Raw genomic sequence first — 14,394 nt, forward strand, 5'->3', positions numbered from 1 at the left:
CTCTCGGGAATGAGTCGCGCACTAGCACCCGATGCTGGTGCGCGAGGGGTTTCAGATCATCGGCGGCAACGCATCCAGAATCTTGTCCAGGGTAATCGGATACTCCCGCACCCGCGCGCCCGTGGCGTTGTAGATGGCATTCGCCACTGCCGCGCTGACCCCGCAAATCCCCAGTTCACCGACACCCTTGGCTTTCATCGGCGATGAAATCGGGTCGGTTTCATCGAGGAAAATCACCTCCTGATGCGGAATGTCGGCATGCACCGGCACTTCGTAGCCCGCCAGGTCATGGTTGACGAAAAATCCCTGGCGTTTGTCCACCGCGAGTTCTTCCATCAATGCTGCGCCGACGCCCATGGTCATCGCGCCGATCACTTGGCTGCGGGCCGATTTCGGATTGAGAATCCGCCCCGCAGAGCAGACCGCGAGCATACGCCTTACACGAACTTCGCCAGTGGCGGCATCGACGGCGACTTCGACGAAGTGCGCGCCGAAGGTCGATTGCTGGTACTGCTTGGCGAGGTCTGCGAATTCGATGCTGTCCTCTACTTCGATCGGGGCATGTTGCGCGGCCTCGCGTAACGGCACGTTCTTGTTGCCCAGTCTCACGTGTCCATCGGCAAACTGCGCTTCACCCGCGCTCATGCCAAGTTTGGCGGTGACCGCTTCACGCAGTTTCATGCACGCCGCGTAGACCCCGGCGGTCGAGCAGTTGGCGCCGAACTGGCCGCCGGAGCCGGACGACACCGGAAAATTCGAGTCGCCCAAATGCACAGTCACATCGTCGAGACGCACGCCCATCACTTCGGCGGCAGTCTGGGCAATGATCGTGTAGCTGCCGGTGCCGATGTCCGTCATGTCGGTTTCAACGGTGATCTTGCCGTCACGCTCCAGCCGCACGCGTGCGCCGGACTTCACCAGCAGGTTGTTGCGAATGGCCGCCGCGACGCCCATGCCGATCAGCCAGCGACCTTCGCGACGGCTGCCGGGCGTCGCATTGCGTTTATCCCAGCCAAAGCGTTCGGCGCCGGTTTGCAGGCATTCGATCAGACGCCGCCGGGAAAACGGTCGCTCGGTTTTCACCGGATCGACCTGCGTGTCGTTGAGGATGCGGAACTGGATCGGATCGAGTTTGAGCTTTTCCGCCATCTCGTCCATGGCGATCTCCAGCGCCATCAGCCCCGGCGTTTCACCGGGCGCGCGCATGGCGTTGCCTTCCGGCAGATCCAGCGGGGCCAGGCGCATGCTCACTAGACGATTTTCTGCGGCGTAGAGCAACTGACTGGGTTGCGCCGCGACTTCGACCTTGCCGTCTTCAAGGTTGCCCGACCAGCCCTCATGGGCGATGGCGGTGAGTTTGCCGTCTGCCGTGGCGCCCATGCGGATGCGCTGGACGGTGGCGGGGCGGTGGGTGGTGTTGTTGGCGATCTGCGGACGGGCGAGCGCGACCTTCACTGGCCGGTTCGCCAGACGCGCGCCGAGGGCGGCGAGGATCGCGTCGGCACGAATGAACAGCTTGCCGCCAAATCCGCCGCCAATGTACGGCGAGATCAACCGCACGTTTTCCTTCGGCAGGCCGAGGGTGGTGGCGATGTCGCCGACGCTCCAGGCGATCATCTGGTTGGAGGTCCAGAGCGTCACCTGATCGCCTTTCCAGGCGGCGAGGGTCGCGTGGGGCTCCATCATTGCGTGGGACTGATCCGGCGTGGTGTAGGTCTGATCGAACTGCACGGGTGCGGCGGCGAAGGCGCTGGCGAAGTCGCCGTGGGTGACGTCCGGCAGTTCTTCTTTCGGCTCCACGCCCTGATCACGCACACTGGCCAGATCAAATTGCCCTATGTCGGCCGCGTATTCGACGTTGACCAATTGCGCGGCGGCCCGCGCCTGTTCGAAGGTTTCGGCAACCACCAGCGCCACGGCTTGGTGATAGTGCTGCACTTGCGGCCCGGCCAGCAGGTGCGCGGCGTTGTATTTGCCTTTGCCGAGCTTGCCGGCGTTGGCGGCGGTGACGATCGTCAGCACCCCCGGCGCGGCGCGGGCGGCATCCAGATCGATGCGGGTGATGCGGCCCTTGGCAATGGCCGAACCTACCATCACGCCGTAGGCCTGATTTTTCACGGCTTCATGTTGCTCGTAGGCGTAAGGTGCCTGGCCGCTGGTTTTCAGCGGGCCTTCGATGCGGTCGGTGGGTTTGCCGATGACGTTCAACTGGTCGATCGGGTTGCTCTTGGCGGGCGTGTCGAATTTCATGCTTCATCCCTCGCTTGGGCCAGCACCGAGGCAATGGTGCGCTCGACCAGCGTCACTTTGAACTGGTTGTCAGAGGTAGGCGTGGCGCCGTCGAGCAGGCGCGCGCTGACGGCCTTCGCGCCTTGCGGCAACAGCGCTTCCGCCGCTTCGACCCGCCAGGGTTTCGGCGCGATGCCGCCGACCGCAATGCGACCGCTGCCATCCTTCTGCAGGATCATGCCGACGGACACCAGGGCGAAGGCGTATGACGAACGGTCACGCACCTTGTGATAGAGATGGGTGCCGCCCACTGGCGCGGGCAAGGTTACGCCGGTGATCAGTTCGCCCGGTGTCAGGCTGGTTTCGACATTCGGGGTAGTGCCTGGCAATTGATGGAAGTCCGCCATGGCGATGCGCCGGGTGCTGCCATCGGCCTTGATCGTTTCGACCTGAGCATCGAGCGCGCGCATCGCAATCGCCATGTCACTCGGATGGGTCGCGATGCACGCGTCGCTGACACCGATGATGCCGAGTTGTCGACTGACCCCGCCAATCGCCGCGCAGCCACTGCCGGGATTGCGTTTGTTGCAGGCCTGATTGGTGTCGTAGAAATACGGGCAGCGGGTGCGCTGAAGCAGATTGCCGGCAGTGGTCGCCATGTTGCGCAACTGGCCCGAGGCGCCGGCGAGCAAGGCGCGGGACAGCAGCGCGTAGTCTTTCCGGACCCGACTGTCGGCGGCCAGATCGGTGTTGCGCAGCAAGGCGCCGATGCGCAAACCGCCGTCGTCGGTCGCTTCGATCTGATCGAGGCCCAGGTGATTGACGTCAATCAGCTGCTGCGGTGTTTCGATGTCCAGTTTCATCAAGTCCAGCAGGTTGGTGCCGCCGGCGATGAAACGCGCACCTTCGATTTGCGCGGCCAGGGCTGCGGCTGCGGCGGGAGAGTCGGCGCGGCTGTAGTTGAACGCTCTCATGCTGGCACCTCCGCGACTTCGCTGATGGCTTCGATGATGTTCGAGTAGGCGCCGCAACGGCAGATGTTGCCGCTCATGCGTTCCTGCAATTCGCTGGCGATCAGTTGCGGTGCTTCGGTGAGGCTGGCGCTGGCGTGGCTGGGGATACCGTTGCGAATTTCCTCAAGCACCGCCACCGCCGAACAGATCTGCCCCGGCGTGCAGTAGCCGCATTGGTAACTGTCATGCTTGATGAACGCCGCCTGCATCGGATGCAACTGGTCAGGCATGCCGAGGCCTTCGATGGTGGTGACTTTGGCGCCGTCCTGCATCACCGCCAGGGTCAGGCAGGAATTGATTCGCCGGCCATCGACGATCACCGTGCAGGCGCCGCACTGGCCGTGGTCGCAACCCTTTTTGCTGCCGGTCAGGTGCAGGTGTTCGCGCAGCGCATCGAGCAGGGTGGTGCGGGTGTCAATCTCCAGCGTCTGCGGCTTGCCGTTGACTTCAATTGTCACTTTGGCCATGGCCGGTTGCTCCAGAGTGGCCGCGTAGGCCTTGAGGCTGATGAAGGGCGGCATCGCGAACGCAGTCGCGGTCACGGCCCCGAGAATCAGGAAACGGCGTCGGGAAATCGCCGACGGCGGTTGGTCGTTCATGGCTCAGATTCCTCTTTTCAGGTCGGCAGGTTGCAAATGACCCGCTCGGGCATGCCGGCGTCGTCGCCAGTCTTGGTCTGTTCTAGGAGTGACCGCAGGGGGGAGGAAAAGGTTTTGTCGGATTTCGTCTTGTTATCGTGCCGGTCAGAGCCATCAATCGGCCACCGTGTGGAGGGGCCGTACACGGCGGGCAGGGCGATGAACGGTTGTTGATGGCCAGTGAATCTAAGCCGGTTTCCCCGGTCGTATCTGCGCCAGCGCGTACCCGCGCTGCGTTGACTGTTTCCGTCGTCAAGACCTTGGTTTTAGGGAAAATCTGAATGATGCGTGCAACAAGCCTGCTGCTGACTGTTTCCGCCGCCGTATTGCTGGGCGGCTGTGTGGCGGATTTCGATGATGACCATCGGCATGGCCGGCATTACGACCGCGATCATGGCCGTTACTACGATCATGACCGACGCTGGGACGACCGCGACGACGACCGCCGCGACGGGCGTCGTTATTACCGCGACCGGGATGATGACTGACTGAAACGAAGAGGGCGCTCCCCGACGGGAGCGCCCTCTGGCATTAAAAATGAGCGCTCGCCCGGACGCTGGATCGCGCAGGCACGGAGGCCTCGATGTCCAGCAAATGGGTGGCGAGAATGTCGCTCAGAAAACGGAACTGATCGTTGAAGCCGACCACTTCATTGCTGAAATGATTGCTGGCGGCGGGCATCAACAGATCTTCGAAGGCTTTGTCGAACACCAGCGCTTGTGTCTTGCGCGACACGGCGTGCTGATCGTAGTAGTTGCTGCCGAAGACCGGAAAACTCACGGCGAGGGTGACGGTACTGAACATGATGTGAACTCCTCGTGCTGTGTGTTTCGGATGGGTGCATCGTGCCTTCGGCGAGCGGTCGGCGGAAGGCGATCGTCGCAATGGTGAATATCGACGCCATTGATGGTTGGACTGCTCCAGTCTGGACCTGCGGATAATCGGCGCACCGCACGCACCTATACTCATTTCATCGCTCCCGGAATCTCAGGTCTTGCGACCGCAGAACAGATAAGGACCGCCACCGTGAACCTGCGCGCGCTGCTCGTCGCCGCACTGGTGTTGCTGGCCGGCTGCGCCACCACGGCGCGGGCCCCGGTGACCGCGCCTGCAGTGGTGGTCTCGCCGGCCACCTGGCAGCAGATCGATCGGGAAATCATCAGCGCCTCGAAGCAAGCCACCGAGCAGGTCAAGCTGTTCGCCCGTGGCTCGATGGAACATTGGCGCATTCGGGTCTATGAGCAAACTGAAGAAAATTTCATCCCGTGGTTCAGCAGTTACTGGACCCAGGAATGGCTGTCGATGAAGGTCAGCTGGTACACGATCAGTGCCAGCGGCGAGCAGGATGCTTCGGCCAGGCGTCTGGCGGCCTATCTGCTGGAGCAATATCAGGAACGGGTGCTGGCGCCGGTGGCGGTGGAGATTGATCCGGACGCGATTCTCGGCCAGTCCACGGCGTTCTACGCGCAACTGATGGCGCAGCAGATGCCGCTCATCGCCCAGCGCCACGGCGTGCCCATCGCCCAGCTCAACGGACGGTTGCAGAAAATCCCTGCCATCGCCCTTGGCCCGCCGCCGGCCCGCGATGCCTCGCTGTATCAGGTTGTCAGCGCTGAGCCGTTGAACACGCTGCCGGCCTACGCCGCGCTGATCGACAAGATCCACACCGACGGCGGCTCGAAAGGCGTGGCCTCGACCGATACGGCGATGGCGCCGGTGGCCAGGCGTGCCAGCCAGCGCATGGAGGCGGAAATGGCCCCGCGCGGCGCTGCCAGTGCGGTGGCGGCAGCGGCAGGCAAACTGGCCGGGGCGCTGATTTCAGTCGGGGTGGCGGGCATCCGCGCGATCATTCAGGCCAACGATCGTCCCGACAGCGAAGCGCTGATCCGCAGCAGCCTGGGTAACACCTTCGACAAGGCCTGGCTGAAACTGGTGCAAGACCCCAACACCGGCGTGATGGCCGGCACGCTGCACATGGCGGCGCAGGTCGAGGGCAATCTGCGCGGGCGGGACGAACCGTCGGTCGGGTTGGGCGTCCACCGTGTCGAATGGCGGCCGCCCGAGTCGACTACTCAGCAGATCGAACCCAACCTGCAAGGAGAATGATCATGGCTTACATCGATGTGTTCGTGGCGCCCGTGCCGAATGCCAACCGCGAACAGTACAAAAAACACTGCGAGATCGCCGCGAAGCTGTTCAAGGAGTACGGCGCCCTGGAGGTGATTCAGGGCTGGGGCGATGATGTGCCGGACGGCAAGGTCACCTCATTCCCGATGGCCGTGAAACTCAAGGAAGGTGAAACCGTATCGGCGGGCTGGCTGGTCTGGCCGGACAAGGCCACCCGCGACGCCGGCATGGGCAAAATGATGGAAGATCCGCGCATGCAGCCGGACGTCAATCCAATGCCGTTCGATGGGCAGCGGATGATTTTCGGCGGCTTCAAGGACATTCTCGAGTCCTGATGCTGCGTTGCCGGATCACTCCGCCGACGGGGTGATCCGGCAGCCTTTGCGGTTGCGGATCTGCTCGTCCGACGGCCGTTCGCGGACGAATTCGAAACGCGGCTCTCCTTCGCTGTAATGCACCAGCCAGCCCCATTCCAGTTCACTCTCATCCTGTCCGGGATCCGGCGGTCGGGCCCACCAGGGTTCTTTGCTGAGGATCTCGCGCATGACGTCCTCCGGTTGATGGCAATCGTTGAACTATAAACCTCATGCCGAGAGTCGCCAGAAACGGGCGTGTAGAATCCAGGGATTTCGACGAACGAAGGAGCGTGACCATGACGGACGAAACGCGCGGGGATCAACCCTTCAAGCGGCTGTTCTTCGCCCTGGACTGCCCGCCGGCGCAGCGCAAGGCGATTGCCCAGTGGCGCAGCGAACTGGGTTTGCGCACCGGCAAACCGGTGCCGCCGGACAATTTTCACCTGACGCTGCTGTTTCTCGGCGCGGTGCCATTGGCGCAGATCGGCGAAGTCTGCGAGGCGGTGGCGAAAGTGCGCACTCCGGGGGAAGCGCTGAGGATTTCATTGGATCGGTTGCAGGTCTGGCGACGTGCCGGAGTGTTGTCGCTGGCGCCGGAGCAGGCACCGCAGGGATTGCTGCGTCTGGTGTATGCGCTGGAGCAGGCGATGTTGCCGTTCGGGTTTGAAGAGGCGACGCGCGAGTATCGTCCGCACCTGACGCTGGCCCGGGACTATCGCGCGCCGGAACCGGAATCCGCCACGCCGCCGGAGTTCTTCCTGCGCGCCGAGCGCTTTGCGTTGTTCGAATCCCACAAGGGGCGTTATCGAATTGTTCAGGATTGGCCGCTGATCTGAGACCACAAAAAAAGGCGCCCGAGGGCGCCTGAATTCACCTGAACCGAGGAAAGCCAGGTGAGGCCGTTCAGAGCAGGGGGCAGCGGTGGTAAGGCGCTGCGTGAACGGAAACTTGTCACTCTGATCGCTGACTGGCTGATCGTTCCCACGCTCTGCGTCGGAATGCAGCCCGGGACGCTCCGCGTCCCAAAGCGGACGCAGAGCGTCCATTGAGGCATTCCCACGCAGAGCGTGGGAACGATCACCGCGAGTACTCCGGGTTTACTTGCCGAGTTTCACGCGGGTCCAGCCCCGGGTCATGATCCGTTGCGTGGCAATCGGTTGATCCGGCACCGCATACAGCGTGGCCATCACCGCTTGCGGCGGGTACGAGCCCGGGTCGTTGCGGATCGCTTCGTCCACCAGCGGCGTCGCGGCTTCGTTGGCGTTGCTGTAGCCAATGCTGTTGGTGACTTCGGCGATGATGTCCGGGCGCATCAGGAAGTTCATGAACAGGTAGGCGTTCTCGACGTTGGCGGCATCGCGAGGGATGGCGACCATGTCATAGAAACTGCCGGCGCCCTCCTTGGGAATGCTGTAGTCGATCTCGACCTTGTTGCCCGACTCCACCGCGCGGGCCTTGGCCTGCAACACGTCACCCGAATAGCCGACGGCCACGCAGATGTTGCCGTTGGCCAGGTCCGAGATGTACTTGGACGAATGGAAATAGGCCACCGACGGCCGGATCTTCATGAACAACGCTTCGGCTTTGGCGATGTGTTTCACGTCCTTGTCGTTCACCGGATAACCCAGGTAGTGCAGGGCGGCCGGGAGCATTTCGGTCGGCGAGTCGAGGAAGCTGATGCCACAAGCCTTCAGCTTCTCGGCATTCTCCGGTTTGAACAGCAGGTCCCAGGAATTGGTCGGCGCGTTCTTGCCGAGCACTTCGCGCACCTTGTCCGGGTTGAAACCGATGCCGATCGAGCCCCACATGTACGGGAACGCATGGGCGTTGTCCGGATCACTGGCGGAGGCGTTTTTCAGCAGCACCGGGTTGAGGTTTTTCCAGTTCGGCAGCTTCGATTTGTCCAGGGTCTGATAGACCCCGGCCTTGATCTGCTTGGCCAGGAAACTGTTGGACGGCACCACGATGTCGTAGCCGGATTTCCCTGCGAGCAGACGTGCTTCGAGGGTTTCATTGCTGTCGAACACATCGTAGGTCACGCGGATGCCGGTCTCGTCCTCGAACTTCTTGACGGTGTCCGGGGCGATGTAATCCGACCAGTTGTAAACGCGCAGCACCTTGTCGTTGGCCTGGGCGCCCGTGGCGATTGCGCCCAATAAGGACAGTGTCAGCAGAGTCCTGCCAAACATTTTCATCGGTACAACTCCATTCTTTTTATTCAAAAGCTTTATTCAAAAACACAAAGCGGAATTTCAGTGAATCGGTGGCGGGGAGAGGCTCCCGCGCCACCCGGTACTCAGGCTGTCGCTGCCACTCGTTGAGGTTGCGGTTGCTGCCACGATTCGTTGGCGGTCTGATCCATCGCTTCCTGAATCGCACGCTTGCGGTTGGCTTCTGCCTTGCGGCCGAAGTACCAGACGAGGAAGGTCACCAGCGACACCGCCAGCAGAATAAGACTGGCCACGGCGTTGATCTCCGGTTTCACGCCCAGACGCACGGCCGAGAACACTTCCATCGGCAGGGTGGTGGAGCCCGGCCCCGATACGAAGCTCGCCAGTACCAGGTCATCCAGCGACAGGGCGAACGACATCATGCCGCCCGCCGCCAGCGACGGCGCGATCATCGGGATGGTGATCAGGAAAAACACCTTGAACGGTTTCGCGCCCAGATCCATCGCCGCTTCTTCGATCGACAGGTCCAGCTCGCGCAAGCGGGCGGAGACTACCACCGCCACATAAGCGGCACAAAACGTGGTGTGGGCGATCCAGATCGTGACGATGCCGCGCTCCTGCGGCCAGCCGATCAGTTGCGCCATCGCCACGAACAGCAGCAACAGCGACAGACCGGTAATCACCTCAGGCATCACCAGCGGCGCGGTCACCAGACCGCCGAACAGCGTACGACCCTTGAAGCGCGTCACGCGGGTCAGTACGAAAGCGGCGAGGGTGCCCAGCGCGACGGCGGCGATCGCGGTGTAGCAGGCGATTTCCAGCGAGCGCACCACCGAGCCCATCAGTTGAGTGTTGTCGAGCAAACCGACGTACCACTTCACCGACCAGCCGCCCCAGACCGTCACCAGTTTGGAGGCGTTGAACGAGTAGATCACCAGGATCAGCATCGGCAGATAAATGAACATCAGACCGAAGATCAGCATGAACTTTGAAAATCCGAAGCGTTTCATCCCCGTCCCTCCATCTCTTTGGCCTGGCTGCGGTTGAACAGCAGAATCGGCACAATCAGGATCAACAGCATCACCACTGCCAGCGCGGACGCCACCGGCCAGTCGCGGTTATTGAAGAACTCTTGCCACAGCACGCGACCGATCATCAGGGTCTCCGGGCCACCCAGCAGTTCCGGAATCACGAACTCGCCCACCACCGGGATGAACACCAGCATGCAGCCGGCGATGATGCCGTTCTTGGCCAGCGGCACGGTGATTTTCCAGAAGTTGTTGAAGTTGCTCGATCCCAGATCCTGCGCCGCTTCCAACAGGCTGCCGTCGTGCTTTACCAGGTTGGCGTAGAGCGGCAGCACCATGAAGGGCAGGTAGGCGTAGACCACGCCGATATACACGGCCGTGTTGGTGTTGAGGATCTCGATCGGGTGATCGGTGAGCCCGGTCCACATCAGGAACGCGTTGAGCAGACCGTTGTTGCTGAGGATGCCCATCCACGCGTAAACGCGGATCAGGATCGCGGTCCAGGTCGGCATCATGATCAACAGCAGCAGGACGTTTTGCGCTTCCTTGCTGGCCTTGGTGATCGCGTAAGCCATCGGGAAGCCGATCACCAGGCACATCATCGTGCTCAGCGCCGCGACCTTCAACGAACCGAGGTACGCCGACAGATACAGCTCGTCTTCGCCGAGCATGGTGTAGTTGCCGATGTTCAGCAGCAGCTGGAATTTCTGTTCGGCGTAGGTGTAGATCTCCGAGTACGGCGGGATCGACAACGCGGCTTCCGAGAAGCTGATCTTCATCACCAGGAAGAACGGCAGCATGAAGAACAGGAACAGCCAGATGAACGGGATGCCGATGACGAACTTTCGCCCGCTGGGCACCAGGCGCAGGAATTGCTGATTGAAGGTTCTCATGAGCGCAGTACCACGCCGCTGTCGTCTTCCCACCAGACGTAGACCTTGTCATCCCAGGTCGGCCGCGCACCACGGCGTTCGGCGTTGGCCATGAACGACTGGACGATCTTGCCGCTCGGCAACTCGACGTAGAACACCGAGTGGCCGCCGAGGTAGGCGATGTCATGCACCTTGCCTTCGGACCAGTTGTAGCGGGTCTCCGGCTTGATCGTGCTGACCAGCATTTTTTCCGGGCGGATCGCGTAGGTGATCGACTTGTCTTGCACCGAGGTGCTGACGCCATGACCGACGTAGATCTTTTGCTGCAAGTCCGGGCTGTGAATGATCGCGTGACCTTCAAGGTCCTCGACCACGGTGCCGTCGAAGGCGTTCACGTTGCCGATGAATTCGCAGACCATACGGTTGACCGGCGCCTCGTAAATGTCGACCGGGCTGCCGACCTGAGCGATCCAGCCCAGGTGCATGATCGCGATACGCTCGGCCATGGTCATGGCCTCTTCCTGATCGTGAGTCACCATCACGCAGGTCACGCCGACGCGTTCGATGATCTCCACCAGTTCCAACTGCATTTGCGAGCGCAGCTTTTTATCCAGTGCGCCCATTGGCTCGTCGAGCAGCAACAGCTTCGGACGCTTGGCCAGGGAGCGGGCGAGGGCCACGCGCTGACGCTGACCACCGGACAGTTGATGCGGGCGGCGCTTGGCGTATTGGGTCATGTGGACGAGGCGCAGCATCTCTTCGACACGGGCGTCGATTTCGCTGGCCGGCAAACGGTCCTGCTTGAGGCCGAAGGCGATGTTCTGCGCAACCGTCATGTGCGGGAACAGGGCGTAGGACTGGAACATCATGTTGATCGGCCGCTCGTACGGCGGCATGTCGGTGATGTCGACTCCGTCGAGCAGAATGCGTCCTTCAGTCGGCCGTTCGAAACCGGCGAGCATGCGCAGCAGGGTCGATTTGCCCGAGCCGGAGCCGCCGAGCAAGGCGAAGATTTCGCCCTGATGGATCTCCAGGGACACGTCGTCCACCGCAGTGGTTTCGTCGAACTTCTTGGTGACTCGATCGACTTTCACCAGAACCTTTTTCGGTTGCTGATGACCTTCAAGAGCCTTCCTGTAAGTGCTGGAGGCGTTTGCCATGTGAAACTCCCAACAGGTTTCAGTCGCCGGGCCAACGCGGCCTGGCTTAAGAGTGGATTGCAGACCCGCAAGAGCATTTCCTGTCGGACCACATCCCCTGTGGGAGCGGGCTTGCCCGCGATGGCGGCGGGTCAGTCACCTCTATGTCGAAAGTGACGGCCTCATCGCTGGCAAGCCAGCTCCCACAGGGTTTTGCATTGATCCGATTGGCACTGCTCTTGCCGATCCGTCTTGGTCGGCGCCGCCGTCCTGGCTGCCTGGGTAGTACTTGTTGTTATTACGGTTTGTTGTTTTCACGGATGACGGATGCGCAAGCGCGCAGCCGCCGTCCCCGTGGGGGCAGTAAATGGTTTTGCAATCGTTGGGTGGCGTCAGCGCTGGTTGCGTCGCGCCGCACGCTGGCGGCAAGCCTCGCCGAACGCCTGGAAAATCCGCAGATAGTTCGGGTTGTCCAGCACTTGCCATTCGGGGTGCCATTGCACGCCAAGGGCGAAGGTCGGGCTGTGCTCCACCGAGACCGCCTCGATCAGGCCGTCCGGCGCCACGGCCTCGGCGCGCAGGCCGGGAGCGAGGCGGTCGATGCCTTGGCTGTGAATCGAGTTGACCTGGAATTCGCCCGGCAGCTCCAGCGCTTCGAACACCCCGCCCGGCAGTACCGACACAGCGTGAGCCGGGGCGTACTGCACGGCGACATCCGGGCTGTCGGCTTCGCGGTGATCGAGCATGCCCGGCAGCTCATGCACTTTCTGGTGCAGGCTGCCGCCGAACGCCACGTTCATTTCCTGGAAACCCCGGCAAATGCCGAGTACCGGAACGCCCGCCGCGATGGCTGCACGCAATAGAGGAAGGGTGGTGGCATCGCGCGCCGGATCGTGATCCGTGCCGGGAGCGCTGTCCGGGCCCTGATAGTGGAAAGGTTCCACGTTGGACGGCGAGCCGGTCAGCAGCAGACCGTCGAGCTGACCCAGCAGGTCGTCGATTTCAGTCAGTTTGCCAAGGGAAGGAATGACGACGGGCAACCCCAGCGCCGCAACGCTGACAGCGCGAACGTACTTGTCGCCGCTGATGTGATAGGGGTGCAGGCCAATCTGTTTGACGCACGCAGTAACGCCGATCAATGGCTTGAATGCCATTTTTATTCACCTCGAAGTTTGACACTTGAACGAGCTTTTCCGGAGCTTAGCCTCGTTGATTTTAATTAACAACTCCTATGTAAAAAATTCTAAACGCCGCTCATCAAATCTTCATGATTCCCGGGCCCCTGGTGCCTGATCTGGCACGTGAGTGTTAAAAAAAGCCTGAAAAATAAACGCTGAACGGCCCTGTGTTCGCTATTGACTTCACTTTGCCGTTCGGGTTGACTGGCTCCGCGAAACAGCAGTGAACATAATAATTAACAGCTAAATAGGTGCATCATGTCGGTCCCTCTGCGTGCCGTTCAACTCAACGAAGCAAACGCATTCCTTAAGAAACATCCTGAGGTTTTGTACGTCGACCTTCTGATTGCAGACATGAACGGTGTGGTGCGCGGCAAGCGCATCGAGCGCACCAGTCTTCATAAGGTGTACGAAAAAGGCATCAACCTGCCGGCCTCGCTTTTCGCCCTCGACATCAATGGCTCCACGGTGGAAAGCACCGGCCTGGGCCTGGACATTGGCGACGCCGACCGCATCTGCTACCCGATCCCCGGCACCCTGAGCATCGAGCCCTGGCAGAAGCGTCCGACCGCACAACTGCTGATGACCATGCATGAACTGGAAGGCGAGCCGTTCTTCGCCGACCCGCGTGAAGTGCTGGCCAACGTGGTGCGCAAGTTCGACGCGCTGGGCCTGACCATCTGCGCCGCGTTTGAACTCGAGTTTTATCTGATCGACCAGGACAACGTGAACGGCCGTCCGCAATCGCCGCGTTCGCCGGTATCGGGCAAGCGTCCGGTATCGACTCAGGTTTATCTGATCGATGATCTCGACGAGTACGTCGACTGCCTGCAAGACATCCTCGAAGGCGCAAAAGAGCAGGGCATTCCTGCCGACGCCATCGTCAAGGAAAGCGCCCCGGCGCAGTTCGAAGTCAACCTGCATCACGTGTCCGACCCGATCAAGGCGTGTGAATACGCAATCCTGCTCAAGCGTCTGGTGAAGAACATCGCCTACGATCACGAGATGGACACCACCTTCATGGCCAAGCCGTATCCAGGCCAGGCGGGCAACGGTCTGCACGTGCACATTTCGATTCTGGATAAAGAAGGCAACAACATCTTCGCCAGCGAGGATCCCGAGCAGAACGCCGCGCTACGCCACGCGATCGGCGGTGTGCTGGAGACCCTGCCTGCGCAAATGGCCTTCCTGTGCCCGAACGTCAACTCGTACCGTCGCTTCGGCGCACAGTTCTACGTGCCGAACTCGCCGAGCTGGGGCATCGACAACCGCACCGTGGCCGTCCGCGTACCGACCGGTTCGCCGGATGCCGTGCGCATCGAGCACCGTGTCGCGGGTGCCGACGCCAACCCGTACCTGCTGATGGCTTCCGTGCTGGCCGGTATCCACCACGGCCTGACCAACGAAATCGAGCCGGGCGCCCCGGTCGAAGGCAACAGCTACGAGCAGAACGAGCAGAGCCTGCCGAACAACCTGCGCGACGCCTTGCGCGTGCTGGACGACAGCGAAGTTATGGCCCGCTACATCGACCCGATGTACATCGACGTGTTCGTCGCGTGCAAGGAAAGCGAGCTGGCCGAGTTCGAAAACTCGATCTCTGACCTTGAGTACAACTGGTATCTGCATACCGTCTGACGCTCAAG

At 61.4% G+C, this 14,394-nt stretch carries 15 protein-coding genes; 5 read left to right on the forward strand and 10 right to left on the reverse strand.

Annotated elements, in window-relative coordinates; all coding sequences use genetic code 11:
* Positions 1 to 51: 51 nt before the first annotated feature.
* From paoC to paoA, 3 genes are read right to left on the reverse strand one after another with little or no spacing between them, the layout of a single operon-like run.
* Entirely contained in the window at positions 52 to 2,250 is a 2,199-nt protein-coding gene (gene paoC / locus MKZ87_RS15290) for an aldehyde oxidoreductase molybdenum-binding subunit PaoC (RefSeq protein WP_266201245.1), read from the reverse strand.
* Entirely contained in the window at positions 2,247 to 3,203 is a 957-nt protein-coding gene (locus MKZ87_RS15295; RefSeq protein WP_266201246.1) for an FAD binding domain-containing protein, read from the reverse strand. The genes paoC and MKZ87_RS15295 overlap by 4 nt, the downstream gene beginning before the upstream one ends.
* Positions 3,200 to 3,841 (reverse strand): aldehyde dehydrogenase iron-sulfur subunit PaoA, encoded by a 642-nt coding sequence (paoA, locus tag MKZ87_RS15300; RefSeq protein ID WP_234204850.1) that lies wholly within the window; start codon positions 3,839 to 3,841, stop codon positions 3,200 to 3,202. The genes MKZ87_RS15295 and paoA overlap by 4 nt, the downstream gene beginning before the upstream one ends.
* Positions 3,842 to 4,161: 320 nt before the next feature.
* On the opposite strand from paoA, the gene MKZ87_RS15305 reads away from it, so the two are divergent.
* Positions 4,162 to 4,368 (forward strand): hypothetical protein, encoded by a 207-nt coding sequence (locus MKZ87_RS15305; protein ID WP_039770932.1) that lies wholly within the window; start codon positions 4,162 to 4,164, stop codon positions 4,366 to 4,368.
* Between the two features lie 43 nt (positions 4,369 to 4,411).
* Here the strand turns inward: MKZ87_RS15305 and MKZ87_RS15310 are convergent, their stop codons facing one another.
* On the reverse strand, positions 4,412 to 4,684 hold the full coding sequence (locus MKZ87_RS15310; protein WP_085698720.1) for a hypothetical protein: 273 nt from the start codon (positions 4,682 to 4,684) through the stop codon (positions 4,412 to 4,414).
* A gap of 222 nt (positions 4,685 to 4,906) precedes the next feature.
* On the opposite strand from MKZ87_RS15310, the gene MKZ87_RS15315 reads away from it, so the two are divergent.
* Positions 4,907 to 5,986, forward strand: a complete 1,080-nt coding sequence (locus MKZ87_RS15315; protein WP_227235215.1) for a hypothetical protein — start codon at positions 4,907 to 4,909, stop codon at positions 5,984 to 5,986.
* Positions 5,987 to 5,988: 2 nt separating this feature from the next.
* Positions 5,989 to 6,342 carry a DUF1428 domain-containing protein gene (locus MKZ87_RS15320; RefSeq protein ID WP_085698724.1) on the forward strand — a complete coding sequence of 118 codons (354 nt, stop codon included), beginning with the start codon at positions 5,989 to 5,991 and terminating at the stop codon, positions 6,340 to 6,342.
* A 15-nt stretch (positions 6,343 to 6,357) separates the two neighbouring features.
* Here the strand turns inward: MKZ87_RS15320 and MKZ87_RS15325 are convergent, their stop codons facing one another.
* Complete coding sequence (locus tag MKZ87_RS15325) at positions 6,358 to 6,552, reverse strand: hypothetical protein (protein WP_085698726.1); 195 nt, start codon at positions 6,550 to 6,552, stop codon at positions 6,358 to 6,360.
* Positions 6,553 to 6,659: 107 nt separating this feature from the next.
* On the opposite strand from MKZ87_RS15325, the gene thpR reads away from it, so the two are divergent.
* Positions 6,660 to 7,199 carry an RNA 2',3'-cyclic phosphodiesterase gene (gene thpR / locus MKZ87_RS15330; RefSeq protein ID WP_227235216.1) on the forward strand — a complete coding sequence of 180 codons (540 nt, stop codon included), beginning with the start codon at positions 6,660 to 6,662 and terminating at the stop codon, positions 7,197 to 7,199.
* A 261-nt stretch (positions 7,200 to 7,460) separates the two neighbouring features.
* On the opposite strand, the gene MKZ87_RS15335 is transcribed toward thpR, so the two are convergent.
* The 5 genes from MKZ87_RS15335 to MKZ87_RS15355 form a co-directional block, all read right to left on the reverse strand.
* Entirely contained in the window at positions 7,461 to 8,558 is a 1,098-nt protein-coding gene (locus MKZ87_RS15335) for a polyamine ABC transporter substrate-binding protein (protein ID WP_234204851.1), read from the reverse strand.
* 101 nt (positions 8,559 to 8,659) lie between these two features.
* Positions 8,660 to 9,544, reverse strand: a complete 885-nt coding sequence (locus MKZ87_RS15340; RefSeq protein ID WP_011333555.1) for an ABC transporter permease subunit — start codon at positions 9,542 to 9,544, stop codon at positions 8,660 to 8,662.
* On the reverse strand, positions 9,541 to 10,422 hold the full coding sequence (locus MKZ87_RS15345) for an ABC transporter permease subunit (protein ID WP_170929740.1): 882 nt from the start codon (positions 10,420 to 10,422) through the stop codon (positions 9,541 to 9,543). Before MKZ87_RS15345 ends, MKZ87_RS15340 begins: the two co-directional genes overlap by 4 nt.
* Positions 10,423 to 10,451: 29 nt before the next feature.
* On the reverse strand, positions 10,452 to 11,594 hold the full coding sequence (locus MKZ87_RS15350) for an ABC transporter ATP-binding protein (RefSeq protein WP_085686388.1): 1,143 nt from the start codon (positions 11,592 to 11,594) through the stop codon (positions 10,452 to 10,454).
* A gap of 371 nt (positions 11,595 to 11,965) precedes the next feature.
* Entirely contained in the window at positions 11,966 to 12,727 is a 762-nt protein-coding gene (locus MKZ87_RS15355) for a gamma-glutamyl-gamma-aminobutyrate hydrolase family protein (protein ID WP_085698732.1), read from the reverse strand.
* Positions 12,728 to 13,009: 282 nt separating this feature from the next.
* On the opposite strand from MKZ87_RS15355, the gene MKZ87_RS15360 reads away from it, so the two are divergent.
* Positions 13,010 to 14,386 (forward strand): glutamine synthetase family protein, encoded by a 1,377-nt coding sequence (locus MKZ87_RS15360; protein WP_227235220.1) that lies wholly within the window; start codon positions 13,010 to 13,012, stop codon positions 14,384 to 14,386.
* Positions 14,387 to 14,394 lie beyond the last annotated feature (8 nt).

The sequence above is a fragment of the Pseudomonas sp. MCal1 genome, from assembly GCF_026341415.1.
In the GTDB taxonomy this organism is placed as follows: Bacteria; Pseudomonadota; Gammaproteobacteria; order Pseudomonadales; family Pseudomonadaceae; genus Aquipseudomonas.

Bases quoted from the DNA above. Each gene is read 5' to 3' on its own strand.
- paoC (WP_266201245.1), bottom strand. From the start codon at position 2,250: ATGAAATTCGACACGCCCGCCAAGAGCAACCCGATCGACCAGTTGAAC.
- MKZ87_RS15295 (WP_266201246.1), bottom strand. From the start codon at position 3,203: ATGAGAGCGTTCAACTACAGCCGCGCCGACTCTCCCGCCGCAGCCGCA.
- paoA (WP_234204850.1), bottom strand. From the start codon at position 3,841: ATGAACGACCAACCGCCGTCGGCGATTTCCCGACGCCGTTTCCTGATT.
- MKZ87_RS15305 (WP_039770932.1), top strand. From the start codon at position 4,162: ATGATGCGTGCAACAAGCCTGCTGCTGACTGTTTCCGCCGCCGTATTG.
- MKZ87_RS15310 (WP_085698720.1), bottom strand. From the start codon at position 4,684: ATGTTCAGTACCGTCACCCTCGCCGTGAGTTTTCCGGTCTTCGGCAGC.
- MKZ87_RS15320 (WP_085698724.1), top strand. From the start codon at position 5,989: ATGGCTTACATCGATGTGTTCGTGGCGCCCGTGCCGAATGCCAACCGC.
- MKZ87_RS15325 (WP_085698726.1), bottom strand. From the start codon at position 6,552: ATGCGCGAGATCCTCAGCAAAGAACCCTGGTGGGCCCGACCGCCGGAT.
- thpR (WP_227235216.1), top strand. From the start codon at position 6,660: ATGACGGACGAAACGCGCGGGGATCAACCCTTCAAGCGGCTGTTCTTC.
- MKZ87_RS15335 (WP_234204851.1), bottom strand. From the start codon at position 8,558: ATGAAAATGTTTGGCAGGACTCTGCTGACACTGTCCTTATTGGGCGCA.
- MKZ87_RS15340 (WP_011333555.1), bottom strand. From the start codon at position 9,544: ATGAAACGCTTCGGATTTTCAAAGTTCATGCTGATCTTCGGTCTGATG.
- MKZ87_RS15350 (WP_085686388.1), bottom strand. From the start codon at position 11,594: ATGGCAAACGCCTCCAGCACTTACAGGAAGGCTCTTGAAGGTCATCAG.
- MKZ87_RS15355 (WP_085698732.1), bottom strand. From the start codon at position 12,727: ATGGCATTCAAGCCATTGATCGGCGTTACTGCGTGCGTCAAACAGATT.
- MKZ87_RS15360 (WP_227235220.1), top strand. From the start codon at position 13,010: ATGTCGGTCCCTCTGCGTGCCGTTCAACTCAACGAAGCAAACGCATTC.